At 61.6% G+C, this 24,435-nt stretch carries 24 protein-coding genes; 10 read left to right on the top strand and 14 right to left on the bottom strand.

Annotated elements, in window-relative coordinates; all coding sequences use genetic code 11:
• Positions 1 to 16: 16 nt before the first annotated feature.
• From glnP to ACQRBT_RS19640, 4 genes are read left to right on the top strand one after another with little or no spacing between them, the layout of a single operon-like run.
• Entirely contained in the window at positions 17 to 673 is a 657-nt protein-coding gene (gene glnP, locus ACQRBT_RS19655; protein ID WP_060755680.1) for a glutamine ABC transporter permease GlnP, read from the top strand.
• The gene (gene glnQ, locus ACQRBT_RS19650) at positions 670 to 1,392 is read left to right on the top strand and encodes a glutamine ABC transporter ATP-binding protein GlnQ (protein ID WP_060755681.1); all 723 of its coding nucleotides are present in this window, start codon (positions 670 to 672) and stop codon (positions 1,390 to 1,392) included. Before glnP ends, glnQ begins: the two co-directional genes overlap by 4 nt.
• A 9-nt stretch (positions 1,393 to 1,401) precedes the next feature.
• Complete coding sequence (locus ACQRBT_RS19645) at positions 1,402 to 2,442, top strand: C45 family autoproteolytic acyltransferase/hydolase (protein WP_412047232.1); 1,041 nt, start codon at positions 1,402 to 1,404, stop codon at positions 2,440 to 2,442.
• Positions 2,443 to 2,466: 24 nt separating this feature from the next.
• Complete coding sequence (locus ACQRBT_RS19640; protein WP_060755683.1) at positions 2,467 to 3,372, top strand: MurR/RpiR family transcriptional regulator; 906 nt, start codon at positions 2,467 to 2,469, stop codon at positions 3,370 to 3,372.
• 35 nt (positions 3,373 to 3,407) lie between these two features.
• On the opposite strand, the gene ACQRBT_RS19635 is transcribed toward ACQRBT_RS19640, so the two are convergent.
• From ACQRBT_RS19635 to ACQRBT_RS19580, 12 genes are all read right to left on the bottom strand, one after another.
• Positions 3,408 to 3,608 (bottom strand): DUF6021 family protein, encoded by a 201-nt coding sequence (locus tag ACQRBT_RS19635; RefSeq protein ID WP_060755684.1) that lies wholly within the window; start codon positions 3,606 to 3,608, stop codon positions 3,408 to 3,410.
• Positions 3,609 to 3,622: 14 nt separating this feature from the next.
• The gene (locus tag ACQRBT_RS19630; protein WP_162843525.1) at positions 3,623 to 3,799 is read right to left on the bottom strand and encodes a hypothetical protein; all 177 of its coding nucleotides are present in this window, start codon (positions 3,797 to 3,799) and stop codon (positions 3,623 to 3,625) included.
• A gap of 56 nt (positions 3,800 to 3,855) precedes the next feature.
• Positions 3,856 to 4,977, bottom strand: coding sequence for an MFS transporter (locus ACQRBT_RS19625; RefSeq protein ID WP_244385561.1), 1,122 nt, complete (start codon positions 4,975 to 4,977; stop codon positions 3,856 to 3,858).
• Positions 4,978 to 5,044: 67 nt separating this feature from the next.
• A complete protein-coding gene (locus ACQRBT_RS19620) occupies positions 5,045 to 6,412 on the bottom strand; it encodes an MFS transporter (RefSeq protein ID WP_161549667.1) in 1,368 nt (455 codons plus the stop codon).
• A gap of 86 nt (positions 6,413 to 6,498) precedes the next feature.
• Entirely contained in the window at positions 6,499 to 6,951 is a 453-nt protein-coding gene (locus tag ACQRBT_RS19615; protein WP_161549668.1) for an alpha/beta fold hydrolase, read from the bottom strand.
• Complete coding sequence (locus ACQRBT_RS19610; protein ID WP_060755688.1) at positions 6,944 to 7,693, bottom strand: DNA-binding domain-containing protein; 750 nt, start codon at positions 7,691 to 7,693, stop codon at positions 6,944 to 6,946. The genes ACQRBT_RS19615 and ACQRBT_RS19610 overlap by 8 nt, the downstream gene beginning before the upstream one ends.
• On the bottom strand, positions 7,690 to 8,514 hold the full coding sequence (locus tag ACQRBT_RS19605; RefSeq protein ID WP_412047233.1) for a DUF692 domain-containing protein: 825 nt from the start codon (positions 8,512 to 8,514) through the stop codon (positions 7,690 to 7,692). Before ACQRBT_RS19605 ends, ACQRBT_RS19610 begins: the two co-directional genes overlap by 4 nt.
• Positions 8,515 to 8,566: 52 nt before the next feature.
• Positions 8,567 to 8,839 (bottom strand): hypothetical protein, encoded by a 273-nt coding sequence (locus tag ACQRBT_RS19600; RefSeq protein ID WP_060755690.1) that lies wholly within the window; start codon positions 8,837 to 8,839, stop codon positions 8,567 to 8,569.
• Between the two features lie 25 nt (positions 8,840 to 8,864).
• Positions 8,865 to 9,635: an alpha/beta fold hydrolase gene (locus ACQRBT_RS19595; RefSeq protein WP_412047234.1), complete on the bottom strand. Its 771-nt coding sequence runs from the start codon at positions 9,633 to 9,635 to the stop codon at positions 8,865 to 8,867.
• A 29-nt stretch (positions 9,636 to 9,664) separates the two neighbouring features.
• Positions 9,665 to 10,096, bottom strand: a complete 432-nt coding sequence (locus tag ACQRBT_RS19590; protein ID WP_412047235.1) for a DoxX family protein — start codon at positions 10,094 to 10,096, stop codon at positions 9,665 to 9,667.
• Positions 10,093 to 10,365, bottom strand: a complete 273-nt coding sequence (locus tag ACQRBT_RS19585; protein WP_106803409.1) for a BufA1 family periplasmic bufferin-type metallophore — start codon at positions 10,363 to 10,365, stop codon at positions 10,093 to 10,095. Before ACQRBT_RS19585 ends, ACQRBT_RS19590 begins: the two co-directional genes overlap by 4 nt.
• Positions 10,366 to 10,604: 239 nt before the next feature.
• On the bottom strand, positions 10,605 to 11,468 hold the full coding sequence (locus ACQRBT_RS19580) for a Dyp-type peroxidase (protein ID WP_412047236.1): 864 nt from the start codon (positions 11,466 to 11,468) through the stop codon (positions 10,605 to 10,607).
• 149 nt (positions 11,469 to 11,617) lie between these two features.
• Here ACQRBT_RS19580 and ACQRBT_RS19575 point away from each other — a divergent pair, with 149 nt between their 5' ends.
• Together ACQRBT_RS19575 and ACQRBT_RS19570 are read left to right on the top strand one after the other, a co-directional pair.
• Positions 11,618 to 13,234, top strand: coding sequence for an NADP-dependent glyceraldehyde-3-phosphate dehydrogenase (locus ACQRBT_RS19575; RefSeq protein ID WP_412047237.1), 1,617 nt, complete (start codon positions 11,618 to 11,620; stop codon positions 13,232 to 13,234).
• Positions 13,235 to 13,385: 151 nt separating this feature from the next.
• Positions 13,386 to 14,447, top strand: coding sequence for an FUSC family protein (locus tag ACQRBT_RS19570; RefSeq protein ID WP_060755696.1), 1,062 nt, complete (start codon positions 13,386 to 13,388; stop codon positions 14,445 to 14,447).
• Between the two features lie 85 nt (positions 14,448 to 14,532).
• Here the strand turns inward: ACQRBT_RS19570 and ACQRBT_RS19565 are convergent, their stop codons facing one another.
• Both ACQRBT_RS19565 and ACQRBT_RS19560 read right to left on the bottom strand, forming a co-directional pair.
• Positions 14,533 to 18,396 (bottom strand): hypothetical protein, encoded by a 3,864-nt coding sequence (locus tag ACQRBT_RS19565; protein ID WP_412047238.1) that lies wholly within the window; start codon positions 18,394 to 18,396, stop codon positions 14,533 to 14,535.
• A 241-nt stretch (positions 18,397 to 18,637) separates the two neighbouring features.
• Positions 18,638 to 19,390: a TetR/AcrR family transcriptional regulator gene (locus ACQRBT_RS19560; RefSeq protein ID WP_104994154.1), complete on the bottom strand. Its 753-nt coding sequence runs from the start codon at positions 19,388 to 19,390 to the stop codon at positions 18,638 to 18,640.
• A gap of 357 nt (positions 19,391 to 19,747) precedes the next feature.
• Between ACQRBT_RS19560 and ACQRBT_RS19555 the strand changes: the two genes are divergently transcribed.
• The 4 genes from ACQRBT_RS19555 to ACQRBT_RS19540 are packed head-to-tail and all read left to right on the top strand — an operon-like array spanning position 19,748 to position 24,362.
• Positions 19,748 to 20,455, top strand: coding sequence for an ABC transporter ATP-binding protein (locus ACQRBT_RS19555; protein WP_412047239.1), 708 nt, complete (start codon positions 19,748 to 19,750; stop codon positions 20,453 to 20,455).
• A complete protein-coding gene (locus ACQRBT_RS19550; protein WP_205345111.1) occupies positions 20,452 to 21,651 on the top strand; it encodes an ABC transporter permease in 1,200 nt (399 codons plus the stop codon). Before ACQRBT_RS19555 ends, ACQRBT_RS19550 begins: the two co-directional genes overlap by 4 nt.
• A complete protein-coding gene (locus ACQRBT_RS19545) occupies positions 21,644 to 23,125 on the top strand; it encodes a TolC family protein (RefSeq protein WP_412047240.1) in 1,482 nt (493 codons plus the stop codon). Before ACQRBT_RS19550 ends, ACQRBT_RS19545 begins: the two co-directional genes overlap by 8 nt.
• The gene (locus ACQRBT_RS19540; protein ID WP_411984400.1) at positions 23,115 to 24,362 is read left to right on the top strand and encodes an efflux RND transporter periplasmic adaptor subunit; all 1,248 of its coding nucleotides are present in this window, start codon (positions 23,115 to 23,117) and stop codon (positions 24,360 to 24,362) included. Before ACQRBT_RS19545 ends, ACQRBT_RS19540 begins: the two co-directional genes overlap by 11 nt.
• The last annotated feature ends 73 nt before the right edge of the window (positions 24,363 to 24,435 follow it).

The following is a 24,435-nucleotide window of genomic DNA, read 5'->3' as shown; positions in this document are numbered from 1 at the left end:
CAATAGAGAATTCAGCATGCATTTCCAATGGAGCGCCATTTGGGATGCGCTGCCGGTCCTGCTCGACGGCGCCAAGCTGACCTTGTGGATTTCGATCCTGGGTCTGATCGGTGGTGCCGTCATCGGCGTAGGTGCGGGTTTTGCCCGTGCCTACGGTGGTTTTATCAGCAGCCGTGTTGCGCTTGTTTTCATCGAACTGATCCGTGGCACACCGATCATGGTGCAGGTCATGTTCATCTACTTTGCGCTACCGATGATGATTCCGGTGCGCATCGATCCATTCTCGGCTGCCGTCGTGACCATCATGTTCAACTCCGGCGCCTACATTGCCGAGATCACCCGCGGCGCGGTGTTGTCGATCAACCGAGGTTTCCGCGAAGCCGGGTTGGCGCTGGGCCTGTCCAGGCGCGATACGCTGCGCTATGTGATCGCCCCGCTGGCGTTCCGCCGGATGATCCCGGCGCTGGGCAACCAATGGATCGTCAGCATCAAGGACACGTCGCTGTTCATCGTGATCGGTGTCGCCGAATTGACCCGCCAGGGCCAGGAAGTGATCGCCGGCAATTTCCGCGCGATGGAAATCTGGTCTGCGGTCGCCGTTATCTATCTGATCATTACGTTGGTGCTGAGCTATGTACTGCGACGTATGGAATCGAGGCTGAAAATCCTATGATCGAGTTCAAAGGTGTGTCCAAGCACTTCGGCAGCACTCAGGTGCTGCACGACATCAACCTCAAGATCGCCAGCGGTGAAGTGGTCGTCATCATCGGCCCGTCGGGCTCGGGTAAATCCACCCTGCTGCGCTGCATCAACAAACTCGAAGAGATCACCGACGGCCAACTGATCGTCGATGGCCTGGAGGTCAACGACCCCAAGGTCGATGAGCGTCTGATCCGCCAGGAAGCCGGCATGGTGTTCCAGCAGTTTCACCTGTTCCCCCAGATGACGGCGCTGCAGAACGTCGCCTTCGGTCCGGTACGGGTACGCGGCGCCAGCCGCACGGAGGCCGAGCAACTGGCCGCCGAACTGCTGGCAAAAGTCGGTTTGGCCGAACGTGCCAATCACTTCCCCTCCGAGCTGTCCGGCGGCCAGCAGCAACGCGTCGCCATCGCACGGGCATTGGCGGTCAAGCCCAAGCTCATGCTGTTTGACGAACCGACATCCGCGCTGGATCCGGAATTGCGCCACGAAGTGCTGACCGTGATGAAATCGCTGGCCGATGAAGGCATGACCATGGTGATCGTCACCCACGAAGTGGATTTCGCACGCAAGGTTGCCACGCGCCTGATCTTCATCGACAAGGGCCGCATCGCTGAGGACGGCCCGCCCGCCGAGCTCATCGCCAACCCGCCAAGCCCGCGCCTGCGCGAGTTTCTGCAACATGTATCGTGAGGAGATGCAATGACACTGCCCTCTATTCATCTTGATGGAAGTGCATATTCGATCGGCCGCGGGCTGGGGGTTTTCGGCCGCGACGCGGTGGCTACGCGCTTGCGTCCCCTTGCCCTCTGGCAATACCTGGCGGCGCAGGCACACACCCCGGCGGCCTGGCAGATGCGCCAGCGGGTGCAAGACGAGTTCCCGCGTTACTGGCAGGAACTCGAAGGGCTGGCCGACGGCTTGCAGTTGCCGGTGGATGAGGTGTTCATGTGGAATTGCCGAGGCGACTACGTGCACCCCCACAGCGTGGATGGCTGCACGACCGTATTCGGCCCCACCCAAGGCGGTACGCTGATCGCCCATAACGAAGACGGCTTCCCGCAACTCAGAGGCCATTGCGCACTGCTGCATGCCACGCCGGATGCCGGCCTGGCGTTCACCAGCTTTGTTTACCCCGGCTCACTGCCCGGGCACACACTGGCGGTGAATGAGCGCGGGCTGGTGGCGACCGTCAACAATATCCGGCCCTTGCATATCCCCTCCGGCATCCCACGCCAGATCCTGGGGCGCGCGACGCTGGACGCGAGTACCCTTGATGAGGCGATCTCGATCGTGACACGCACCGACCGCGCCGGCGCGTTTCACCACACGTTCGGCCAGGCGGGGAGCCTGCGGGTGGTCAGCGTGGAGGCGTGCGCCGGCGCGAGCCACGTGCGTGAAATCCAGGCGCCGGTCGGGCATTCCAACCATCTGGTTGCGCCAGCATTGAGTCAGGTGGCACAGCGCATCACCGACAGCTCCGGCGCCAGGCAACGCTGTATCAATATGCACCTGCTGCAATGGCCTGGCGCATTGCACGCGGAGGTTGCGCTGACGCTGCTGCGTGACACCTCCGGTGGGCATTTGCCGGTATACCGCAGTGCGGCGGATGATCCGGACGATGAGAACACCTTGGCAACCGGCGTTTTTCGGATCAGCGCCAACACTGTAGAGTGGCGCATTTATACGCAGCCTGACACCGACCAAGCCGCTGCCGAAGGCGTGGTTCACCTGGGTGCGTAGCCACTCATTGACATGGATCCTGTGATGAATAATGCCCTGACAGCCCTTCCCGACACGCTGGACGGCCTCAAGCAATTGCTCGCGGCTATCGAACGGCGCGATGTCGATATCGCGCTGGGCAGCAGTTCCAGGCGGGTGTTGATGGCGCTGATCGAGTCCCCGCAACGCACGGCGGTGTCTTCGATCAGTGAGCTGGCGGAGCAACTGGACGTCAATGCCTCGACACTTTCGAGGCTGGCGCAACGCCTGGGCTACGGTGGCTTCAGCAAATTGCAGGATGTGTTTCGGCGGGAAATTACCGAGGGCAAGCACTTCTACAGCGACCAGGCCTCACGGCTGGTGGTCAATCATGAAGACAAGGACATCCTCAACCAACTGACCCGCCTGGGCCGCCAGGAAAGCGCCAACATCGCCAGCATGATCGAACAGGTCGATCCCGAGGTGTTCGTACAGACCGTAGAACTGCTGGCCGAGGCCCGCCGAGTGCGGATTCATGGCATGCGGCAGTTCAATTCACTGGCGCTGTTCATGTCGTATGGCCTGGGCATGCTGCGCCCGGATGTGTCGGCCCTCGACTCCAGCCGCCAAGGCGTGGCGGATGCGCTGGCACAACTGGACATGGGGGACGTGTTGGTGGTTGCCAGCTGCTTCCCCTACACCCCCAGTGTGCTGGCCACCGCCGAGATTGCAGCGCGCCATGGGATCAAAGTCATTGCGCTGACCGACTCCTCCAGCTCGCCACTGGCCAAAGTGGCGCTGCACAGCTTCTATGTGCCCAATCACAGCCTGTTTTTCAGTAACAGCATGTGCGCCTTCATGTTGCTCGCCCAGGGCTTGTTGAGCGCGGTGGCGAGCAAGCTCGGCGATCGGTCGATATCGGCGTTGAAGTACCGCGAGACACTGATCGATGAACTTAACGCCTCGCTGTGAGGACCGCGCTCAACTACCTGTTCAAGGCTTCCTGTTCAAGGCTTCAGGTCGCCCAACGGGTCATAGGGCGGCTTGTTTTCATCCTGGTCTTTCTTGTCCTTATCCAACGGGGCGATAGCCGGACCGATAGGGTCCACCTGAGGGTCCGCCACGTCCGGCGAATCCGGGTCAAACCCCAACTCATCCTTGCCGCTGGCGTGCTCGCTCGAACGCGGGCCTTTGGGCGTGTCATTCACGGCAATCTCCTTGCTCAGAGCGGGCGGGCTTTGTCGTGGAGGTTGTCGAGGTCGTGCTCGACCCGTTCCACATCGTTGTCCTGACGCTCCGCCGGGTCGTTGGGACGCAACGCATCGTTGTCGCGCTCCTCTTCACCGGGTGTGCGGTCAGGGTTCGGGGTGCCGGGCGGTGGCTGTTTGTATTCGGGCATGATGGTTCACCTCAAAGGGTCTACACAGGGTTAGAGAAACCGCCGTGCGCCATCGTTCAACTTTTTGCCCGCCAGCAGAACACCGCGCTCAGCGCAATCGCCGCGCCGGCCAGGCCGAACACCCAGGGCGCCGCAGCTACCGGCAGCAACAGGCCCGCCAGCAACGGCCCCAGGCCCGCGCCGATATCCCGCCACACCGCGTTGGAGGCCAGTGCCGACACGCGCATCGAGCCCGGGTTGCGCTCCGCGACCAGGGTGGTCACCAATGGCAGTTGCAGTGCGCGCAGCACCAGCACCGCCGCCGCGCCGATGACCACCCAGTAACTGCCGAACGCCGCCAGTGCCAAGGCGCTCAGGAACGAAAACAGCAGCAACATCGAAGTGGCCCCGAAGCGTTGCGCCGCACGACCGCCGAGCGGGCTGAGGAGCATCTCCGAGGCATACCGCAGGGCCATCAGGCCACCGGCGATCAGCACTGCATCGCCCCCCAGCAGCTTCTGCGCCTGGATCGACAGGCCAAAGATAAAGAGTCCGTCCAGCGCCACGCCTTCGATAAACGACCAGGTCGCCACGCTGTCGGGCCATTTGAAACGGCGCCCCGCACTGTGCAAGTCATGGCCGACCCTGGGCAGGCCGTGCGCCGCCCACACCCCCAACAAGCAGCTGCCGGCCAGAATCAGGAAGATCGGCCGTGGCCCGGCCCATAAGGTCAGCCAGCCGCCCAGGGGCAAGGCCAGCATTGGCCCGAGCGCAATCATCGCCCGTGAGCGCCCGGCCCGGCGTGCCGCGCCGCCAGGCTCCGAAGTCGCCAGCACCTGGGTGGAGAGGTTCAACGCGGCAAAGCACAGGCCCCAGATCAGCCGCAACCCCAGCAACGCAGCGAAACCCGAGAGCATCGAGTTGCCCACGGCGCAGACGGTCGCCGCCCCCGCCGCGATCATGCAGGTCAACCGATCGCCATGGCGTGCATAGAAGTTCAGCACATGGCGATAGCCGAAAATCCGCACCAGCCGGTTAGCCGCCAGCAGCACGCCGGCCTGGGCCAGGGTGATGCCAAAGGCCTGGGACTCCATGGGCAGCAGCAGGTAGAGCAGCACATCGCTGGGCAGGCATAACGCGAGGGTCAGCGCGGCGCGGCGGGAGGACACATCAGCAGTGCGTTGAGCCTGGACCGACATAATGCTGAAACATTCCGAAATATTCAGGTCGCCACGGTAGCCTTCCCGACCGGCGTTTTACAACGATTTATCCGACCTTTTTGTCATAGGGCAACAGACGCAAGCCACTGGCCACGGCGCCGACCAAGGCAAACGCACAACCCAGCCATAGCGCGTACTCAGGACCACTGCCCACAGACAGATGGAAACAGAACGCCACCAGCGACGCCCCCAGCGTCTGCCCCAATAAGCGCGAGATTGCCACGATGCCGCTGGCGCCGCCGCTGCGGGCCAAGGGGGCGCTGGTCATGATTGCCTTGAGGTTGGGCGACTGGAAGAAGCCGAATCCGGCACCACATAAGGCCATGCGCCAGCCAATCTCAAAGGCCGATGCGCCGCTGCCCAGCGTGGCCAACGTCGCCATGCCCACACTGAGCATCAACAGCCCGATGCCGCACAACACCGCCAGCGACACTCGATCCGCGAGGCGCCCCGCCACCAGCGCCATCACCGCGACGACCGCCGGCCACGGCGTCATCAAAAACCCGGTTTCCACCTGGCTATGCCCAAGCACCGCCTGCAACAGGAACGGCAGCGACACAAAGGCCAGCCCCTGGGCACTGAACGCACAGATGGCCGTGAGGGACGACAGCGCAAACACCGGGCGCTTGAACAGGTCCACCGCCAGCATCGGAGCCGGGTGACCGACCTCGCGGCGCAGCAGCCAGGCACCGCAACCCAGCGCCAAGGCCAGCAGGCCCAGGGTCAATGCGCCCTGGGCGCCGTGTACGGCGGTGCCCAGCCCCAACACCAGCAAGGCGAACAGACCGGCACACAACAGCGCGGCAAGACGGTCGAAGGCATGCCCGGTCAACGGCAGTACCGGCAGCGCGCGCAACCCCAGGCCCAGTGCCAACAGCCCCAAGGGTACGTTGATCAGGTACAGCCAATGCCAGGTCGCCACCGACAGAATCGCCGACGCCGCGGTCGGCCCAAGGGTAAACGCCAGCCCCACCACCAGCGAGTTGTAGCCCAGCCCGCGCCCAAGCATTTTTGACGGGTAGATATGCCGCAGCAACGCGGTATTCACGCTCATCAGCGCCGCCGCACCGAGCCCTTGCGCCACGCGTGCGGCGGTCAGGGTCAATAGCGAACCGGCCAGCCCACACAATAGCGACGAGACAATGAACAGCAACAAGCCGCCCAGATAGACCCGCCGGTGCCCGAGCACATCGCTCAATGATGCAAAGGGCAGCACCGTGGCGATGATCGCCAACTGGTAAGCGTTGACCACCCAGATCACCGAGGCCGAATCGGTGCCGATACCCTCGGCCAGCGTCGGCAACGCGGTGTTGACGATGGCCGTGTCGAGGGTTGCCATGCCGATCCCCAGAGACAGGGCAATCACCGCCGGCCAGCGTTTATGGGAGGGCAACCCATCGGCAACAGAAGACATGAACACTTCCCGCAGGAGACAAAGGCCTCTAGGTTACGGGCAGCGGGGATTTTTTTCAGTGGCCGATCACCTGGCTGTCAATATTTTCATGTTCGCCAGTGTCCGGTCTTCGCCATCAGCCCCACCGCCTCGGCAAAACCGGGCTGGGGCGCGGTGTTCAAGGTGACCAGCCCGACACAGCGACTCGGCTTCAATAGCGCAGCATGCGAAGCCACCCGTGCGCCCAATTCCACACCCGCCAGTACCGCCTCGGGGATATGCAGTGCATTCATCAGTTCCAGCACATCCTGGCCAAGCGCTGCGTCGTGCGCATCGCGCAAGTACGGCACAATCACCCGAAACCCTTGGGCGGCCAGAGCGGGTATGACTGCGGCAAAGGCATTGGCGTCGGCCGCCAGCAGGATGATCGCACGGCCCTCCTCCGGCCCGGCCTGTTCATAGCGAATATCCTGCTCATCGGTGCTGACCTGTTGCACGGCAAACGCCGGCGCGGACAAGGTGACTGCCGCCAGCAGCAGAAAATCACGACGATCAAACATGGCCCACCTCCACAATCAACTCACTGCCCAGCCACCCGGCCAGGTACTCACCGGCCTGCATCACACCGGCCTCTTCCCCCAGGCGCTCGACCAGGCACTCACATAACCCGGCAAAACTGCCGTCGCCCTGCACCTGCAACAATGCGTGCAGTTCCAGCGCATCCACCTGGCGCAGGCGCGAGGTGAACTGCCGCCGCCACACCAGCACACCACCCGGGACATCAAGCATGACCGCTTCGGGGGCCGCGGCCTCTTGCCACAGGGCTGACCAGATCGCCTCGGCATTGGTGGTCAAGGCATGGCAACGCAGCGACGGAGTCAACCGCAGGTGGGCCGTGTCCCAGTCCACCCCGGCCAGCGCCTCCAACGGCACGGGTTGAGCATCGGCAGCCACAAAGGCTTCGCTCAGGGCCGACTCGATCCAGGCCAGTTCGTGCACATCGGGATTGTGTGCAAACGTGCTTTTCAAGCTGTGATAGAAGCCCTCGGGGTAGGCATCCAGGGTCCAGGCGTGGGGTGGCTGCTGGTCGATGTAAGTCATGCTGGCCGCCAGGAACGCCGTCTCACCGAGCCAACGGCGCAGGTTGGGGAACGCCTGCTCCAGGCACCCCACCAACTGGGCACGGTAGTTGTTCTGGTACACCGCAAGCCCGGCGTGGTGATTGCCCAGCCGTTGAGCGGACTCATCCGACGCGCTCACCAGCCAGGTCCGAAAGGTTTGCTGCCACTCGGCCAGGTTCATGGCTGCGCTCCCAGCGTGCGGGCCATCGCCAACTCCCGCAGTAACTCGGCCAATGGCGGAATCTCATCGTCACGTTCGATCATGGTCGCCACCGGGCCCAATTTGGCCCTGGCCTTGGCATACAGCGCCCACACCCCGTCACACACCGGGCTGTCATGGCTGTCGATCAACAATTCGCGGCCCTGGCTATGCCCGGCCAAGTGCACCTGGCGTACCCGTTCGGCGGGGATGCCGTCGAGGAACGCGTCGGCATCAAAGCCGTGGTTGCTGGCGCTGACAAACACATTGTTGATGTCCAGCAGCAACTCACAGCCCGTGCGCCTGGTCATGGCGTCGATAAATGCCCACTCGCTCATGACGGCGCCATCAAAGGCCAGGTAACTCGACGGGTTTTCGAACAGCAGCGTGCGACCCAACGCCTCCTGGGCCTGATCGATATTGGCGCACACCCGGTCCAGCGCCTCTTCGGTATAGGGTACCGGCAATAAATCGTGGGCATTGAAGTGACCGCTGCGTGACCAGCTCAAATGATCGGAGACAAACAGCGGCTCGATCTCATCGACCAGCGACCTGAGGCGCCGCAGGTAGTGGGCGTCGAGCCCTTCGGCGGTGCCGATCGACATCGACACCCCATGCAGCGCCACCGGGTGCCGCTCGCGGACCTGGCGCAAAATATGCCGGGGCTGGCCGCCCGCGACCATAAAGTTTTCGGAGATCACTTCGACAAAGTCCACGGGGACCGAGGTTTCCAGAAAGTCGCAGTAATGCTCCTTGCGCAGCCCCAGGCCGTAGCCGGAAAAGTGAGGATTAGGTGTCGGCATGGCGGATCCCCGCAAAAAAAGTGGCGAGCCCGCGCAGGGCTCGCCGAGTGGATTACTTCGGTTCAGTCAAGGTGCCGCCGGCCTTGAGGCATTCAGACGGCGTCTTGACGATCACGCCTTCGCCTTTGCAGCTGTTGAGGCCTTTGCAGTCGTTCTTGGCGGTTGCGCACAGGCTGGTGCCCTTGCAGGTGTTGACGCCGTAGCAGCGGCCGGGCTTTTCCTGCGCGTCGGCGGCGCTGGCGGCAGTGGCGAATGAAGCCGAGGCCATGGCGATCAGTGCGGCGGCGGCAGCCAGGCTCAAGCGGGATTTGAGTGCAGTGTTCATGGGTGTTTCTCCAGGGTGTCGTGGGTTATTGGATAACGGATGCAGCGTCTTCGATGACCTTCGCCACAGCCTCGGGCTGGGAGATGTACACCGCGTGGCTGGCTTTGATTTCGGTGACCTTGGAACCGGCGCGCTGGTACATCCAACGCTGCAGGTCGGGGCTCAGGGCGCGGTCTTCGGTGGACACCACCGCGTAGGTCGGCTTCTTGTGCCAGGCCGCGGCCCACACGGTGCCGCCAAACAGTGCGGTGGTGGCCGGCACTTGGGAGGCGGCCATGAAATCAGTGCGGTTGGTGCTCAGGTCGGCGGCAAAGTCCGCGTTGAATTTGGCGCGATCAAAGAACAGATGACCGTCGCGCTTCTGCTGGATGTCATCGCTGGGCGCCGGCATGGAGCCGATCAACTGGGCCATGTTCTCGCCCACCTCCGGCTGCAACGCCGAGACGTAGACCAGCGCCTTGACCTTGTCGCGGTCACCGGCAATCGAGATCACCCCACCCCCGGAACTGTGGCCCACCAGCACCACCGGGCCGACCTGTTGCTCCAGCACTTCGCGGGCTTCGGCCACATCGGCCGCGAGGTTTTCGTGGCCCTGATGCACCACCGTGACCTTGTAGCCCTTGTGAATCAGGATGTCGTGCACCACCCGCCAACCGGAACCGTCGACAAATGATCCGGGCACGATCACCACGTTCTTACCGGTGCCGGGCTGTGGAGGCTGTGGGGCCTGCGCCGCCTGGGCCAGCAGGGGAACGGTCAAGGCCATGGCAATGGCCAGAGAAGAAAGCATACGCATGGGAAAGCTCCATTCAGGTTGTAGAAAAGTCAGCCACGTTTAGCCGCCAGCAGGCGGTCCAGCGACCAGGCTCCACCGCCATACGCCAGCAGCGGCAGCAACAGGCCCGCCCAGGTCAGGTGCACCGGCCAGGCGTCGGGGTACACAAACACCTCGATCACCAGGGTCATGCCCAACAGTGCGGCAGCGGCCGGACGGGTCAGCAGGCCCAGCACCAACAGCAACGGGAACAGGTGTTCGGCGTAGGTCGCCAGGTGCGCGGCCCAGTCCGGCGGGATCAGCGGCAAGGCGTATTCCGAGCGAAACAGCGTGTAGGTCGACGGCTTGAGTTCAAGCACACCAGTGACCTTGGTACGCCCCGACAGGAAGAACACCGCCGCGATGCCCAGACGGGCCACCAGCAACAGCAGGGCCTGGGGCAGCAGGCGCTGGATCACCAACGCTGGGGCCGCTCGGCTCATGGTTGCTCCGTGAGGCTGCCGTAGCCTTTGGGGGTCTTGATCTGGGTGCAGGTGCCCTTGTCCACCAGCACCCAGGCGTTGCCCTGGTAGTCGGCGGTGGCGGTGCCGGCACACGAGGTGCCTTTGCCTGCGGCGCAATCGTTGGCACCCGCGAGGGACACGCCGAAGCATTTCTCCTGGGGCTTGGGCTCATCGGCATGGGCCACGGCCGCGAAGGCACTGAGGGACAGGGCGAGGGTTGCCGCAAGGGCTGCGTAAGAACGCTTCATGGGTGAATCTCCTGGCTTGACTGAGTGTGGCCAGGGCGCCTTGGGGTCGATGACCGCCTGCGCCAGCTGGTGAACAGAGTTAAAGCCAGGCGTGTATCCGCTCTGTGTCGCGAACGCGATAGAACGTCATGCCGGTGTATCAGGAGGGTGCTCAGATACAGCGTGATACACAGCCACAAAAAAAAGCGCCCTGACCGTTCGGGTCAGGACGCTTTTCAGGCAGCGGTTCGCGCAGTCGATCAGCGTGCCAGCGCGCTCAGGTCCAGACGCCCGTCCTGGATCGGCGGGCACCAGTAGTAACCGCCGGTCAACGGCGTGCTGATGCGGTACAGCCCATCGACAATTCCATCTTCCAGGCCGCTCATGCGCCGCAATTGCGCCTCGAACGCGTCGAAGGAGTGGCCAAACGCGAGGAACATCAACCCGGCCTGGCCGTTCTCGGCCCATGGCATCGAGCGGCGTACCACGAAGGCTTCCGGGGTAAAATTTTCCTGCGCGGTGCGCTTGGTGTGGGCGGACGCGGGGGCATCGTCCAGCTCTTCGTTGTCGCCATGCCGGCGACCGATGATGTGGTCGCGCTCCAGGGCCGGCAAGGCGGCGAAGCCGTCGAGGTCATGTTGCCATTGCTGGAGGGCGGCGAAGCTGGCGCCGCTGTCGGTCAGTGCGGCTTCGACCGCAGCGTCATCGTGGGGGTTTTCGGTGCCGTCTTCATAGTCGGTGAGGTCGAAGCCGGTCTTGTAGCGGAACCCTTCGGTCATCTGCACCAGGCGAAAGGCCGGGGCCAGGGCTTTTTCGAAGGCGCGGCTGCGTAACAGCAACTCCCCCCGATCCACGCCATGCAACCATACCCACAGCGCCTGTTGAGTCGAGGGGTTGTGCGCGCCCGGGCCGCTGACGGCGGGGAATGCACGCAGCCCGTCGATATGCGCGCCCAATGCCGCGACCAGCGGTTCACCCAAGCCGACCACCGCCGCCGAATCGGCCAATTGCACCAGTGCGTCCAGTGCGGCCGGTACGCCGCCCAGGGAGTCCACGGCAAAAAACAGATGGCGTGCCTGCAATGGCACCGGTGCGGCAAGAATGCCCGGCTGGTACTGACTCATGTGAACTCCTTCCAGAAAGTCGCGCAGTTTAACCGCGGCGCACTGCCATGCGTACAAGAAAGCGCGCAAGCCTTGCCATAGAGCCCTGTGTTGGGTGACTCTCTAGTCATGTCCCAGTCATGTTTTGTAACTTTTCCAGGGGTAGCGATATGACCACCAGCAACCTGCTCGCCGAGCTGTTTCCCGCCTCCGTCACCGAGATTCCCGAAGCCTTCCGCCTGGGCGCGCCCATTGAACAGCGTGACTACCTGGTAGACGGCCAGTTGCACGTGTGGAACGGCCCGCTCGCCAAGGTGCAGAGCCCGGTGCAGTTCGGCGAAGAACGCGTGCATATCGGCAGCACCCCGCTGCTCGACGCCGACACCGCCCTCACCGCCCTCGACGCCGCCGTGCGCGCCTACGACCGTGGCCAGGGCGAATGGCCGACGATGCGCGTGGTTGATCGCATCAGGCACGTCGAAGCCTTTTTACGCCGTATGCGCGAACAGCGCGACGCGGTGGTCAAGCTGCTGATGTGGGAGATCGGCAAGAACCTCAAGGACTCACAGAAAGAGTTCGACCGCACCTGCGACTACATCACCGACACCATCAATGCGCTCAAGGAACTCGACCGCCGCTCCAGCCGCTTCGAACTGGAGCAGGACACCCTCGGCCAGATCCGCCGCGTACCGCTGGGCGTAGCGCTGTGCATGGGGCCGTATAACTACCCGCTGAACGAAACCTTCACCACGCTGATCCCGGCGTTGATCATGGGCAACACCGTGGTGTTCAAGCCGGCCAAGCTCGGCGTGCTGTTGATCCGCCCGTTGCTGGAAGCCTTCCGCGACAGCTTCCCTGCCGGGGTGATCAACGTGATCTACGGCAGCGGCCGCGAAACCGTCAGCGCGCTGATGGCCAGCGGCAAGATCGATATCTTTGCATTTATCGGCACCAACAAGGCCGCCAGTGACCTGAAAAAGCTGCACCCCAAGCCCCACCGTCTGCGCGCAGCGCTGGGCCTGGATGCGAAAAACCCCGGTATCGTGTTGCCCGAGGTCGACTTGGATAATGCGGTGAGCGAAGCCGTCACCGGTTCGCTGTCGTTCAACGGCCAGCGCTGCACCGCGCTGAAAATCCTGTTTGTGCATGAGGATGTGGTCGAGCGCTTTATCGAGAAATTCAACCAGAAACTCGCCACCCTCAAGCCCGGCATGCCCTGGGAAGACGGGGTTGCGCTGACACCCTTGCCCGAAGTGGGCAAGGTGGATTACCTCAACGGCCTGGTGGCCGATGCCGCAGCGCACGGCGCCCACGTGGTGAACCCCAACGGCGGTGTCAGTCGCGGCTCGTTCTTCTACCCCGCGGTGCTCTACCCGGTGAACCCGCAGATGCGCGTGTACCACGAGGAACAGTTCGGCCCCGTGGTGCCGATCGTGCCTTACCGTGACCTGGAAACCGTGATCGACTATGTGCTGGATTCGGATTTCGGCCAGCAACTGAGCCTCTTCGGCACCAACCCCGAGGCCGTCGGCACGCTGGTGGACACCTTCGCCAACCAGGTTGGGCGCATCAACATCAATGCCCAATGCCAGCGTGGGCCGGACACCTTCCCGTTCAACGGGCGCAAGAACTCGGCCGAGGGCACACTGTCGGTGCATGACGCGTTACGCGTGTTCTCGATCCGTACCCTGGTGGCGACCAAGTTCCAGGAAAGCAACAAGGCGCTGGTCAGCGACATCCTGCGTAATCGTGACTCAAGCTTCCTGACAACCGACTACATCTTCTAAGAAGCATGCTGATTTAAATGTGGGAGGGGGCTTGCTCCCGATAGCGGTGGGTCAGTCAGCCTATCTGTTACTGAGAGACTGCTATCGGGGGCAAGCCCCCTCCCACACTTGAACCGCGTACGCCCTGACTTTTGAGGCCACTTTAGTACCGATGAACCTGCCCCTGTTCGCCCGGCGCCTGCTGCGCCCGTTGCTCGACCCGTATCGGCGCTATCGCCATGCCAAGCTGATCCACGCCGTGCGCGTGTCCATCGGCCTGCTGGCAACCATCCTGCTTACTACGGGCATCAACCTGCCCCACGGTGAGTGGGCGTCGGTGACCATGCTGATCGTGATCGGCGGGTTGCAGCACCACGGCAATATCGGCAAAAAAGCCGTGGAGCGGGCCTATGGCACCTTGATCGGCGCGAGTGTCGGCCTGGCCTTGGTGGTGCAACAGGCTTGGCTGGGCCAGCCGCTGCTGACCTACCTGCTGATGTCGGTGGTGTGCGGGTTCTTTTCCTATCACGCCATCGGCAAGGGCGGTTATATCGCGCTGCTGTCGGCGATCACGGTATTCATCGTCGCCGGCCACGGCGACAACCCGATCTCCGATGGTTTGTGGCGCACCGTGGATATCCTGATCGGGATTGTATTGGCGCTGGCATTCTCCTTCGCCCTGCCGCTGTATGCCGTGTACTCCTGGCGCTACAACCTGGCCAGTGCGTTGCGCGACTGCGCGGCTATTTACAGCCGGATCATCAATGGCCAGTCGGTCACCGATGATGAACACCTCAAACTGCTCAATCGCTTGAACGCCGCGATGGTGCAACTGCGCTCGCTGATGCCGTCGGTGTCCAAGGAGGTGCGGATCTCCATGACCGAGCTGGACGCGATCCAGCGGCATCTGCGCATGTGCATCAGCACGTTGGAGATCTTGGGCAATACGCGGCCGGACCCACGGGATGAACAGGCGATGGCGCGGATGCAAATGATGTTGAAGGCCGAACACCGGCAGATCCGCGTGCAGTTGGTGGGGATGGCGCGGGCGTTGAAATCCGGAGTGACGGAGCGGTTGGAGCGGGAGGGGAATAGCGCGGTCGTGGAGCCTACTCTGGGTACACCGATTTACACTGAGTTGGATGGGTATCGGTTGTTGACGATGCAGTTGGCAGCGAATGTAGACACGATGCGTTTACGTTTAGGGCAATGCGCAAAGCGCTGGAAAATCTGACAACTTTGCGCAGCACCAAGCAAAAAAGAGAGGTTCCCGACTTGTCGTGAACCTCTCTCCTCTGTGCCTTTAACGCCCTATCCCGCTACCTGAGCCCGACACCATTGAAGTGGTCTCCAGCGATATGGTCCTTGCCTGCCAATATTTCTCCCGTATTGATATTCAAGCCGTAGTAGTAGTTGGTAAAGAAAAAACTGTGGGAGAAGGTCGATGTCCAATAGAGCCCATTGCCCATCGGCCACAAATAGCCGAAGACCTGATGCAACTCACGGGCTTCATCAAGGCTCGGCAACCGTGCCCCGGCGTTATTCGCGGAGGATCGGATGTTGCCAAGCGTACTGCGACCCAAACCGACACAACGTACTGCCTGGCTTGCATACACGGTGTAACTACGGACTTGTGCAGGCACCGACGAGTCTCGCACACTGATTACCGCACTGCCGTTGCCGCGCATGGTGGCATAGCCCGTATTGGCGTCAACGTGCACGACGCCAGCATTGGAGGTTGAGTACAAATATGGCCTCGTCCCCCCGCTTGCCACGCGCTGAATCGAATTCCCGGGGCCGAAAATGGGCAAGACGTTAGGGTAACCGTCCAAAAAGTAGGTCTTCCTATTGAAGTAAACAGCCGAGGAATCAAAGACCAGGGCCGTGGTGTGAGCAATCCTGTACTGAGTCGGCGGGAAGACGACCGCCATTCCCTTATCATTCTGCCGATTAAAGTTAACGAGGGGGTTGATCGTCACCGTGCCATTGTTCGGCACAGTCATCAGCCAACTGCGCAGCACCGTGATATTGGCAAAACCGTTGATGGCTTCATTCTCGGAAACCCGATGCTCCACCAGTAGATTCTGCGTCACCGCGCCTGGCGCCGCCAGGGTCAGCCAGGCAACTTGATCTTTGGCGCTGTAAGGCCACTTGATCATCCTCAGCATCGCATCGCCCGTTAAACTGGCCGGGTTTATGGATCCCCCATTCGCCACATTGTTGATCAAAGCCGTAGGCAAACTGGCCTGTGGAATTGCCTGAACATGCACCATCTGCACTTCCGACGAACCTTCCCCGCCTCGACCCAATATCACTTCATACTGCAACTGGATCGTGGTGTGGATACTCACGCCGACCAACTCATTACTGACGTTGAACGTCACCGTGCCACCGTCCAGGCCTGTCTGCGTGCCAACTTCAACCGGAACACCATCATCACCGATCCAGTACAGCGTAATCATGTCGGTCCCACCCTGGTTCATATTGGGGTAGGTCACCAGCACCTGGCATTTGTTCTCGACGGTGATCGGGCTGATAACGACTTCCGGCCCACTGGGCGGCGTCGAATACTTGATTTCCGGATGGGGGAATACGTTAGGCTGCGTCTGGACCATATGGTGGCGGGTTTCAAACCACACGATATCGGCAGGGTTGTTGGTGTGATTGAAGGTTACCCCGAAGTCAATGGTGAATGGCGTCCACTCTTTCAAACGCCGCAGCCGGCTTACGGGTGTAAACGGAGCAGGCCCATTGTTGACATCCGCTACCGAGACCTCGCGGCCGACATAAGTTTCTTCCAAATAGGCAGCGTCGGTATCCAGGGTGCCTTCATTACGCAACCACATACGCTGATTAATCTCAATATATGGCCAGGGAGCAACTCGAGTCTGGTCAAGGTCATCCAACTTCGGTATCTCGAGAATCGCACTTTCACCGATGCTGTCGATTGTCGCTCCAGGCAAATGACTCAGCGTGAGCAGGTTCAACGTAAGTACCGGCGAGTCGGTGGGAACGCCATTGCGGATAACTTTGAAAGACACGTCAATATCTCGTCCCTGGGGGTGGATATTGAAACCAATTGCAGAGGGCGGAACGATGACCTCGACAAACGTGTCCCCCCGGTTGGCGTCCTTGCTTTCAAAGTGCGTCCCGGCACCCGACAGACCACGCCAGCAGACCTCGACCTGATCGCCGTCCTTGGGGTGCTCGTAGCGACACCGAACGGTAGCCCCCGAAATCGCAACCAAACGGGGGTCGAGTTCATCCGGCCCTGTTGTAGCCTCCACCACTTCAGGTGGAAACAACTCGCCCAACGCCCGGCCTATGGTGTAGGCCTTTTCTTCGGACAACTCATCAACACCAAATCGCCGGCGCACATAGCTGACACGGAGTGTGCCATCCAGGTTATCGTCAATCAGCTTTTTGGGGACATCCGCCAGGAAAGGGTTGGAACCAACCGCCAGCACATACTCAATCGTGGAGCTTCCCGTTACCGAGCCCACATACTTGATGATGACTTCATCTCCCGCCCTGAATTCCGCACGAGCCTCAAAGGTAGCGACACTGCCCACTGTGGCGGGATCAATATTGTTCGTGACATCCGCCTCTTGGATACTCGGCGCAACCAGCGTACGCGCCGGCCGCCCGATCTGGATATATCGACGTTCGGATTCTCGTACAGTGACCGGGCCAGTAACCAGGTAATAGACGCGAGTACGGAGCAGACCTTCAAATCGCGCATATTGCGCGTTTAAAAAATCGCGGAAGCGGGGATGGACACCCGCCGCCCGGTGACTGAACACACGCTCCACGCTACCATCCAGGTGTTCACCCAGAATATTGACTTGCAGATCGTCGCCCGAATTGCCTGGTGGGTCATAGTCAGGCATTGCTACGGTGATAAGACGCAAATCCGGTTCGACAAATGGCCCATGTCGTTGAAGCACGTCAGGCTCGGGCAACGTGTGGCGAACGCCCGCGACCGCATAGACAGTTGGCCGTGAAGGCAACATTTCTCTTTCCCTGACGTAGGAAATTCTCAGCGTACTCTGGATCAATGACCGGACAATTGCATTGGGAATTGAGATATCGTTGTAACTGGCCAGCGTCACGGGCAGGCGAAAACTGTAGCTGACCTCTTCCCCCTCTGGCGTGTTGCCCATCACCGTCCAGATAAGGTGATCCCCGGCCGCGAAGGCCGGATGATTTCTGCGAATGAATACAGACCCGTTAGCCGGCGCCCCATGCAATGAGTCGGCGTCCACAATCAGTAAATCAGGATCCGCCTCGATAATCTCCGGCTCCTCCAGAAGGGTAGTATTAAGGACGACCTCGACCGGGACCGGCTTGCTCCAGCGATGGCACGGTCCAGACTCATCGAGCACTTCGTCATACAAGTAGAATTGCACGACAAGACGGCCGTCCCCGACGGCGCGCAGAAAATCGGGGGTGATGAGAAAGCTCAGGTCACGCCCGACTTCGCTTGGCTGGAGGGGTGGGAGTTCAAAACGGTGGGGGCCCCAGTAAAACATCACCAGATCATTGACACGCATATTGGCCCACGCACGAATAGTGACATCCACACCCCGTGAGGCAACGACGCTGTCAATAATCGTGTGGGAAAGCGTAAAGGTGAGGCCCGTGTGATAAGTGCCATCACAATTCCCTTCCCCACCTGGCAGGGTATCCAGTATCAGGATTCGTTGGCGCTCTGAAGTACTGACCGTACCGGCGCCGACCCGCCGCACCTCTCCATAGACGTCGTCGACAAAATGCAGTAACAAGCTCGACCTGGGAATGACCAGAAAGAATCGTGGATCGCTTTCATTGGCCGGGGAGACTCTGTCCTCGGCCATCCGAATGCCGTTCATCCAAATTATAAACTCGTCCCCCGCACGGCATTGAGTCCAGCGCTCGAAGGCGTAAGTCAAGCCATCCTTGATATGGCGACGGCCAAGACCGTAAGCCGCTCCCAACACAGGGACGACCGACATAGGGATCGGATAGGGAGATTCCAGATCCTCAACGACGCTGGGGGGATTCGGCGGAGTAGGTGGGACGCGCTTTTTTTTCGCCGGGGCAAGCGGTTTTTCTGCCGCTTTCTTGATGGTATTAGTGCCGGCTGGTTCTTCCGTTGATTGTGTTACAACGGTTTTTTTAACGCGGGTGGGTTTGGTCGCCATCGTCAGTCTCCTGGGCAGGGAATCGCCAGGAGAAATCAAACACCTTGGGACGACCCTCGGTAACCTGTGAGAAATGACAGTCCCGACAAGTGGTCGTAAGTCATGCACAAACTTCACACTTTTTCTTACATATTTTTCACGCTTTATTCACATCTGCGGCCGTAGTGTGAAGCCTCATCCGTTACAAACGTTGCACATCAAGCCCGCCGCCCCAGCGGGCTTTTTTTGCCTTGGATTTGACCTAGCCCGATGCCTTGGCGGCGGGGGTTGCCGCTTGTTCGCGGATGGCCCGCTGGGTATCCAGCACCTTGGCCAGCGCGGTTTCCGCTTCCGGGCTCTGCTGCGGCACCCGAATCGCCGCCGACACCAGCGTGATCAACTTAGCCATCACTTCCGCATCCGTGGCCGGGCGACCCAGGCTCATGGAGTTCATCAGCAGGCGCAGTTCAGTGCCGGCCATCACCCCGGAAATCGCCTTGAGCGCAAATTGCAGGCGCACCCCCAGTTCGTTGCGCGGCAGGTCCGGCAAGGCCAGGGCGAAGGCTTCGAAGAAGCGCTGGAACACTGGCTGGTAATGTACCTTGAGGTATTCCTGGATAAACGGCGAAGTATCGCTGTAGACCCGGCCCAGGAAACGAATGAACGAGCGCCCTTCCCCGCTGGCCGGATCGCTGCGCTCCAGGCCCATGGCCGGCGCGAACAGCACGCCGAGCAAGGTGTCGCAGTCCAGTGGCCCGTCGGCTTCAGCCTCACAGCGCGCCAGCAATTCCAGGCGCTGCTCGTTGAGCGGCTCCAGGCGTTGCTTGAGCAGGGTCTGCATCAGGGAATCCTTGTCCCCGAAGTGGTAGTTCACGGCAGCCAGGTTGACCTGGGCACGCTCGGTAATCTGCCGCAACAAGACCGCGTCATAACCGTATTTGATGAAGAGAGCCTCTGTCGCATCCAGCAGTCGAGTCTTGGTAACGTTTGGAGCGCTGAGTTTCTTCGCGACCATAAGAGTTCCACGGGGGAAATATTGTTTTAAAAAATAATTTGATTTTTTATACCGGGGCGGCCAATCGAATGCAAGCAGCGACACTGCGTAATGCTATCAAAAGCCTGTATAAATGGGGCTATCGGGGCGAGTCCAAGGTATTTTCAAAAGGCTGGACCAGCCCACCAACAAGTCATTTCAAAGCGTTAAACCGCTCTATATCCATGGCTGGCGGAGCCGCAGGAAGGCGGTTACTATTCAAACAATATTTTAAAAACAAGAAATAAAACCAGTCCGTGACGCGTACCAGACAGCTCCCGAACTTGTTACAAAGATTTACGGGCGCATGGCGGCACCGTCGAGACTGCAGGCGTAGTCATGATGACACAGACCCCCGCGCACCCAGGCTTGATTTCCCTGCAAGGCATCGGCAAACGCTATCAGCTCGCCGGGCAGGAACTGTCCATTCTCAATAATGTGTGCCTGTCCATCGCCAGCGGTGACAGCTGCGGCATCCTGGGTGCGTCCGGTTCCGGCAAAAGTACCCTGCTCCATATCCTGGGCCTGCTCGACTTGCCCAACGGCGGCCAATACCACTTTGCCGGCCACGATATTTTCAGCGCCACGCCCGATGAGCTCGCCGCCCTGCGCAACCAGCAAATCGGTTTCGTGTTCCAGAGCTTCAACCTGCTGCCGCGCCTCAGCGCCGTCGACAACGTCGCCCTGCCCCTGAGCTACCGGGGCATATCACGTCATGAGTCGCTGGAACGCGCCCTGCACATGCTCGAACAAGTCGGCCTGGCCGAACGCGCTCACCATCGCCCCGCCGACCTCTCCGGCGGCCAGCGCCAACGGGTGGCGATTGCGCGGGCGCTGGTCGGCAAACCCTCAGTGATTCTTGCGGACGAACCCACCGGCAACCTCGACAGCACCACGGCCCAGGAGATCATGGACCTGCTCCTGGCGCTCAACCGCCAACAACAAGTGACGCTGATCATCGTCACCCACGACGCCCACATCGCCGAACGCCTGGAGCGCAAGATCCTGGTGCGCAACGGTACGGTGCATGAGGCCGGGCGCCTATGAGCCTGCGGGTCGAACAGAGCGTGAGCCAACTGCTGCATGAAGCCTTCGTCAGCCTGCGCACCTTGGGCAAACGCTCGATCCTGGCCTTGCTGGGCATCGTCATCGGCAGCTCGTCAGTGGTGGCATTGATCAACATCGGCCATAACGCCGCCACCGACGCGGCGATGATCTTCAAGGACATGGGCACCGACACCCTGGTCGCCCAGTTCCCGCCCAAAGGCAACAGCAACGCAGCCATGCGCGCCAGCCTCGACCTTGAGGCGGTGCGCCAGGCAGTGCCAGGCATTGCCCATATCGGCGCGCTCACCTTGTTCAGCGGGCTGCTTGTGTTCCAGGGGCACGCCGTGAACGCCAACTTCGTCGGCATTACGCCCGACATCCAGGACGCCATGCGCCTGGCCGTGCGCGACGGGCGCTTCCTGTCGAGTTTCGACACCAATGAAACCTACGCCGTGATCGGCGACTCGTTGGCCCAGGCCCTCAGCCAACCCGGCAGCCCGTTGAAACTGGGCGACCGCGTACGCATAAACGACTACCTGTTCCTGATCGTCGGCATTTTGCACAGCCAGCCTCGCGCCATGCTGATCCCGGTTCAGGCCAATGAATCGCTGTTCATCCCCGCCGAAGGCATGCGCCGCATCTATGCCACCCCGCAGATCGGCAGCGTGATCATCCGCGCCGCCGCCGGCCAGGATATGGAACGCATTGCCCACGACGCCGCCACCGCCTTGCAACGCCAACTGGTCGACCACGACGTCGACATCCAGGTGCCCCAGCAAATGATCGATGGCATGACCCGGCAAAGCCGCACCTTTGCTTATCTGTTGCTGGCGTTGGGGGCCATCTCCCTGGTGGGCGGCGGCGTGGGCGTGATGAACGTGATGCTGATGAATGTGTCGGAGCGCCGCCGCGAGATCGGCATCCGCATGGCCTTGGGCGCACGGCAGCGGGATATCCGCAACCTGTTCCTGCTGGAGGCCGTGACCTTGACGGCCGTCGGCGCACTCTGCGGTGCAGTGCTGGGCATGACTGCCGCCTGGCTCTACGCCTGGCTGTCGGGCTGGGCATTTTCCCTGGCGGTCGCCGCCCTGCCCCTGGGGGTCGGCAGCACCTTGCTGGTGGGGTTGTTCTTTGGCATCTACCCGGCGGTCTCGGCCTCGCGGCTGCAGCCAGTGGAGGCCTTGCGCGATGAGTAAATGGCTATGGCTACTGGCACTGGTGAGCCTGCCGGTCATGGCCGCCGACGTGGTGATCAACCCCTCGGCGCCCAGCACCACCCGCAGCGGTTACGATCGCGGTGTGTCACTCAAGGCCCAGGTCACCGACATCACCTTGGGCGACGCCGTGTACCTGGGCCTGCGCAATAACCCGGCGATCCGCAGCGCCTACCTGCAACGGGTGGCGCAGAAGTTCGACTTGCGCGTGGCCGAAGACACCTTCAACCCCAAGCTCACGCTCAACAGCTATTACCGCGCCACCCGGGGTTCGGCGGACAACGCACGCAACGCCAACCTGGCCCCCAATGCAACCTTGCTCGGTGAGTACGGCACCCGGTTGAGCATGAACTGGACCCAACAACTGAACAACGCCGATCGCGCCGGCCGCTACCGCCGTGACGGCCTGGACCTGTCGATCATCCAGCCGCTGATGCGCGGCGCCGGCTGGGACGCCACCACCGCGCCGTTGCGCCTGTCGCGCCTGGCGGAACAGGCCAACCGCCTGAACCTCAAGGCCACCGTGGCGCAGACCATCAGCCAGATCATCGCCACTTACCGCGACCTGCTGCGCGCCCAGGAGCAATTGAGCATCGTGCAGGACGCGCTCAAGCGTTCCGGCACGCTGCTGGAGGTGAACAAGGCGTTGATCAGCGCCGGGCGCATGGCCGAATTCGAAATCGTGCAGACCGAAGCCGATATCGCCACCCAACAACTGGGCGTGGAAGAGGCGCAAAACCAGCTGGACACCAGCCGCCTCGCCTTGCTGCGCCTACTGGCCCTGGACCTGTCCACACAGATCCGTGCCAGTGAAGCCCTGGAAGCCAAACCGATGAGCATCGACCGGCGCCAGGCATTCAACCTGGCGCAAACCCAGCAACCGGAATACCTCGCCGCGTTGCTGGGCAGCCAGCAGGCGGACTTGAACCTGGTCATCGCCAAGGACTCCGGGCGCTGGCAGGTCGACCTGGTCGCCGGGGCCAACCAGATACGCGACGCCTACAATAATAGTGACAACGGCAATACCAACCAGCGTACCTGGGACAGCTACGCCGGAGTGCAGGTGCAGATCCCCATCGGCGATATCAGCACGCGCCAGGCCGAAGTGCGGGCGCGGGTGAACGTGGAAGACCAGGAGATTCGTATCGCCGACGCCCGCCAGGAACTGGAGCGCAGCGTCAACGATGTGGTGCGCGACCTCGGTACCCGCTGGCGCCAATATGAAATCTCCCAGCGCGCCGTGGAACTGTCACGACGCAAAATCGAGATCGAACGGGAAAAACTCAGCGCCGGGCGCTCCACCAACTTCCAGGTGCTGAGTTTCGAGACCGACCTGCGCAACGCCGAAAATGCGCAGCTCAACGCCCTGATCGCTTATTTGAACGCCCAGACCCAGCTCGACTTGACCCTGGGCATGACGCTGGAAAGTTGGGAAATCGCCCTCAATGACTACTAACAAGAAGTACCTGATCGGCGCCGTACTGGTGCTGCTCCTGGCCGGTGCCGGGGTGGCGCTGCGCAGCCCGGGCGCCGACGCGCCCGCGCCCACCGAGCAGTGGCTGGCGGTAAAGCCGGACCCGCTGGTGCACCAGATCGGCCTGGTGGGCAAGATCGAGCCTGACACTACCGTCACCCTGACGGCGCCCTTCGACGGCAATGTCCTGGCCAACCTGGTTGAGCAAGGCCAGCGCGTCGAAGCCGGCCAGGTGCTGCTGCGCATGGACCCGGCCACCCTCGAAGTGCAACTGCGCGATGCCCTCTCCCTCCAACTCAAGGCGCGGCGCACCGTGCAGGAAATGCAGGACTGGGACAGCAGCCCCACCGTCAGCCGTGCCCGTCGCAGCCTGCGCACCGCCGAAATGACGGCCGGCAACACCCAGCGCAAACTCACGGAAAGCGAGAACCTGTTCAAGCGCGGCATCATCCCGCGCAACGAGCTCGATGACCTCAAGCAACAGGCTCAACAGCAGCAGTTGGACCTGGTCGCCGCGCGCAGCGAATTGCAACAAGCGCTGGACCAGGGCAAAGGCGCCTACCGCCAGATCGCGGACATGGAGTTGACCAACGCCACGGTGAAATACGAGGCCCTGCACACGTTGCTCGACGGCCAGGAGGTCAAGGCACCGTTCTCCGGCATCGTGGTGCCGGCGCCGGGCAACAACAGTTCACCCCAGGGCGGCAACACCAACAATACCCCGGTGCAGGCGGGCAGCAAGGTCAGCCAGGGCCAGGTGCTGTTCGGCCTGGCCAATATCGAGCGACTGAAAATCGTCGCCAAGGTCTCCGAGCTGGACATCAACCAACTGCACCAGGGCCAGGCGGTGGAAGTGATGGGAGACGGCTTCGATGGCGAGCGGTTGACGGGGTCCGTCAGCGTGGTCAGCGGGTTGGCGATTGCCAGTGATAACCAGGGCAGCGCGCAGTTTCCGGTGACCTTGTCGATTCCCAAGCTGACGCCGCAGCAACTGCAGCGTGTGCGCTTGGGGATGAGCGCGCGGTTGACCATCGTGACTTACAACAATGACCAGGCGATGGTAATTCCAAGCCAGGCGATCGAGCCGGACATGACGGTGGCGTATCGAGCGGCGATGGATAAGCCGGTGGAGCGGGTGACGGTGAAGACGGGGCAATCGACACCGCAAGGTGTGGAGGTGTTCGGACTCAAGCCTGGATTCGTGAAGATCTCAAAATAAATAAGGATCTACTGTGGGAGGGGGCTTGCTCCCGATAGCGGTGTGTCAGTCACAGAGTTGAATCTGAACCACC

Origin of the sequence: Pseudomonas sp. R19M (genome assembly GCF_050312585.1) — a bacterium.
Lineage (GTDB): Bacteria > Pseudomonadota > Gammaproteobacteria > Pseudomonadales > Pseudomonadaceae > Aquipseudomonas > Aquipseudomonas palleroniana.
Note: the sequence above shows the minus strand (reverse complement) of the source record. Positions and strands in the feature narration are given on the sequence as shown.

Bases quoted from the DNA above. Each gene is read 5' to 3' on its own strand.
- ACQRBT_RS19620 (WP_161549667.1), bottom strand. From the start codon at position 6,412: ATGTCTTCTGTTGCCGATGGGTTGCCCTCCCATAAACGCTGGCCGGCG.
- ACQRBT_RS19555 (WP_412047239.1), top strand. From the start codon at position 19,748: ATGATGACACAGACCCCCGCGCACCCAGGCTTGATTTCCCTGCAAGGC.
- ACQRBT_RS19580 (WP_412047236.1), bottom strand. From the start codon at position 11,468: ATGAGTCAGTACCAGCCGGGCATTCTTGCCGCACCGGTGCCATTGCAG.
- ACQRBT_RS19575 (WP_412047237.1), top strand. From the start codon at position 11,618: ATGACCACCAGCAACCTGCTCGCCGAGCTGTTTCCCGCCTCCGTCACC.
- ACQRBT_RS19550 (WP_205345111.1), top strand. From the start codon at position 20,452: ATGAGCCTGCGGGTCGAACAGAGCGTGAGCCAACTGCTGCATGAAGCC.
- ACQRBT_RS19570 (WP_060755696.1), top strand. From the start codon at position 13,386: ATGAACCTGCCCCTGTTCGCCCGGCGCCTGCTGCGCCCGTTGCTCGAC.
- ACQRBT_RS19560 (WP_104994154.1), bottom strand. From the start codon at position 19,390: ATGGTCGCGAAGAAACTCAGCGCTCCAAACGTTACCAAGACTCGACTG.
- ACQRBT_RS19565 (WP_412047238.1), bottom strand. From the start codon at position 18,396: ATGGCGACCAAACCCACCCGCGTTAAAAAAACCGTTGTAACACAATCA.
- ACQRBT_RS19590 (WP_412047235.1), bottom strand. From the start codon at position 10,096: ATGAGCCGAGCGGCCCCAGCGTTGGTGATCCAGCGCCTGCTGCCCCAG.
- ACQRBT_RS19615 (WP_161549668.1), bottom strand. From the start codon at position 6,951: ATGTTTGATCGTCGTGATTTTCTGCTGCTGGCGGCAGTCACCTTGTCC.
- glnQ (WP_060755681.1), top strand. From the start codon at position 670: ATGATCGAGTTCAAAGGTGTGTCCAAGCACTTCGGCAGCACTCAGGTG.
- glnP (WP_060755680.1), top strand. From the start codon at position 17: ATGCATTTCCAATGGAGCGCCATTTGGGATGCGCTGCCGGTCCTGCTC.
- ACQRBT_RS19545 (WP_412047240.1), top strand. From the start codon at position 21,644: ATGAGTAAATGGCTATGGCTACTGGCACTGGTGAGCCTGCCGGTCATG.
- ACQRBT_RS19630 (WP_162843525.1), bottom strand. From the start codon at position 3,799: ATGCCCGAATACAAACAGCCACCGCCCGGCACCCCGAACCCTGACCGC.
- ACQRBT_RS19640 (WP_060755683.1), top strand. From the start codon at position 2,467: ATGAATAATGCCCTGACAGCCCTTCCCGACACGCTGGACGGCCTCAAG.
- ACQRBT_RS19600 (WP_060755690.1), bottom strand. From the start codon at position 8,839: ATGAACACTGCACTCAAATCCCGCTTGAGCCTGGCTGCCGCCGCCGCA.
- ACQRBT_RS19540 (WP_411984400.1), top strand. From the start codon at position 23,115: ATGACTACTAACAAGAAGTACCTGATCGGCGCCGTACTGGTGCTGCTC.
- ACQRBT_RS19605 (WP_412047233.1), bottom strand. From the start codon at position 8,514: ATGCCGACACCTAATCCTCACTTTTCCGGCTACGGCCTGGGGCTGCGC.
- ACQRBT_RS19595 (WP_412047234.1), bottom strand. From the start codon at position 9,635: ATGCGTATGCTTTCTTCTCTGGCCATTGCCATGGCCTTGACCGTTCCC.
- ACQRBT_RS19645 (WP_412047232.1), top strand. From the start codon at position 1,402: ATGACACTGCCCTCTATTCATCTTGATGGAAGTGCATATTCGATCGGC.
- ACQRBT_RS19625 (WP_244385561.1), bottom strand. From the start codon at position 4,977: ATGTCGGTCCAGGCTCAACGCACTGCTGATGTGTCCTCCCGCCGCGCC.
- ACQRBT_RS19585 (WP_106803409.1), bottom strand. From the start codon at position 10,365: ATGAAGCGTTCTTACGCAGCCCTTGCGGCAACCCTCGCCCTGTCCCTC.
- ACQRBT_RS19610 (WP_060755688.1), bottom strand. From the start codon at position 7,693: ATGAACCTGGCCGAGTGGCAGCAAACCTTTCGGACCTGGCTGGTGAGC.